The organism is Bacillus cereus group sp. BceL291 (assembly GCF_051776705.1).
In the GTDB taxonomy this organism is placed as follows: Bacteria; Bacillota; Bacilli; order Bacillales; family Bacillaceae_G; genus Bacillus_A; species Bacillus_A cereus.
In genome coordinates this window covers 1-2,165 of the sequence record NZ_JBPWAP010000199.1, presented here as the reverse complement: position 1 = coordinate 2,165, position 2,165 = coordinate 1, and the positions used below count along the sequence as shown (strand labels likewise).

The window sequence follows — 2,165 nt, the reverse complement described above, 5'->3', positions numbered from 1 at the left end:
ATTAAAAATGTGCATAGCAAAATAAGCTAGATATACACTAATCGGCTCAAAGAAGCCCTTTCAAAAATGAAACAAGACGCAACTTGCTTCTACAACTCAACCACAACACAATAAGGTGTGGGAATAAACGGAATCAATTAAACATTAAATATATATTTATATTAATCAATTCGTATCTAAATTTCAATAACTTTATGTTTTATCACAAAAATGAACTTATTTATTTTAGTTTTTTTCGAAAATTATGTATAATAAAATTACCCTACACGAGATATTGAGTCATATCTCATTCGTCATTTAATAAGGCCTATATAAAAAATAAGGCCTTATTTTTTATTCTTCCTTTATTTACTATTAACTAAATCCAATTCGTGTTACAATCAGAACAAACACACGTTCTTTAGAGGAGGATTTTCATGTTTAAAATGTTCAAAAAGGACCCAAAAAATGAAGAAACAGCTATTTTGGTAACTAAAGATTCATTTGATATTTTCTTATTTCCTACTAGCCATGAGGAGCAATACCATTTAGTAATAGAAAACTTCCACGTAGGTTACAATCACTTTTTACTATTCGTTGATAGAAAAAATCATGCATTGCACATTTATGATGACCTTTATACTATTGTTGGCGGAACAAGTGCTATTAACCTAATTAGCGAATATCTAATTGAAAAACTGTACGAATTATTGCATTTAAAAGACTATAAAAATGCAAAAGTACTAATTTACTTCCCTGAGAATCATAAAGATTCCGGTTTAGTATCTTATGGTTACCAATCAAAAAAGGATGATTTTGATTTCGGACTTGATATCAGTGAAATAACTAAACATGAAGCATATTTAGAACTAGCTAAAAAAAATGCATAGTTCATTGAGCTGTATAAATTAATAAAAAGACAAAAGTTATGTACTTTTGTCTTTTTATTTTAACGCAATCCATTCGTAGCTTTCCCACTCTTTTGGTTTCTTATCATATTTGATACGACCAGTCGTACAGAATGATGCAATCATCCATTGTATGAGATTCATTTTTGCATACGGATCAACACAATCCTCTAATTTTTTCAATTGATAACCTGTACTATTTTTCTGCCAAATTGTATATAAACGAAAGTGTGTTGTCGTAACAAGTCTAGCTTTTGTTGTAACTTGCCATTTTGCAATTTTCGTTAAATCCTCTTTGACTTTTCTATCATACTCTTGTTTTATGACTTTATAACTCTTATCTTTATTAATTAATCCATTAGAGAATCCAAAAGGCATTTGATGCACCTCATAAACAGCTCCTTCTTCATCTCCTAAAATATTTGATTCTACTAGAAATATATTTTTTAGTTTTAATTGTTCCGTTAATTCTTTTCCGCTCCGATAAAATGGCTTCTTTATCTTCTGCAACAAGATAACCTGCACAATTAATCCGATAAGTAACGGATACGCTAATACAAACACCATATGAATAAACATATTTGCAATAAGCACCCCTACTAGTACGAATATCGTGAAATAAATATATGTTTCTCTTTGATGAATAATTCTACTATTCAAGCTAACATACCTCCGTTTTGATAGATAGTGAACGAAATATACACCATTGCCCCTAGTAAAATAGAACAAGCCCCAGGAAAGCTCTGTATCAGCTGTATTTCTTTCTTTGGTAGTTTTGCCCCAAATATAGAAGCAGCATGCTCCAATTGGTCTTTAATCGCTCCCACAAACCCTAAAATTTTAATTAATCGATACACACTAGCAATCCAAAAGAATAGCAAATGGAAAGCTGTTAATGTAATGGCAGTAAGCATAGCCGATTCTTCTACTACATTGCTAATATATAAAGCTACCACCACAAGCATCTTGGTATCACCAGGTGAAGAGAATTTAAATGTCTCTAGCAATAAACCACACGCTAAGGCCATGACTAGTACAATTGCAATCTCTTTCCCTGTTCTTATTCCGGCAAGGTACGTAATTCCTATCCCTACTATTAAGAATAGTAGATGCCACATATTCTTTGTTTTTCTATATTTCAAATCAGTAAATACATTTAGGAACATGTAACTTAGTAATAATCCCACAATATACAGACCCATTTTCTTTACTCCCCTCTTAATTTCATAAAAAATGCTGTGTAAAAAAGGGAACCACTTTTAGAGTAGCCCCCTCGTT

The 2,165-nt window shown here is 31.3% G+C and carries 3 protein-coding genes; 1 reads left to right on the top strand and 2 read right to left on the bottom strand.

Annotation, left to right across the window (positions count from 1 at the left end; translation table 11 throughout):
• The first annotated feature begins 416 nt into the window (after positions 1–416).
• Complete coding sequence (locus ACS2CR_RS34025; protein WP_000475631.1) at positions 417–869, top strand: hypothetical protein; 453 nt, start codon at positions 417–419, stop codon at positions 867–869.
• 54 nt (positions 870–923) lie between these two features.
• Here the strand turns inward: ACS2CR_RS34025 and ACS2CR_RS34020 are convergent, their stop codons facing one another.
• Together ACS2CR_RS34020 and ACS2CR_RS34015 are read right to left on the bottom strand one after the other, a co-directional pair.
• On the bottom strand, positions 924–1,547 hold the full coding sequence (locus tag ACS2CR_RS34020; protein WP_001088476.1) for a hypothetical protein: 624 nt from the start codon (positions 1,545–1,547) through the stop codon (positions 924–926).
• Positions 1,544–2,089, bottom strand: a complete 546-nt coding sequence (locus ACS2CR_RS34015; RefSeq protein WP_000525025.1) for a hypothetical protein — start codon at positions 2,087–2,089, stop codon at positions 1,544–1,546. Before ACS2CR_RS34015 ends, ACS2CR_RS34020 begins: the two co-directional genes overlap by 4 nt.
• Between the last annotated feature and the right edge of the window lie 76 nt (positions 2,090–2,165).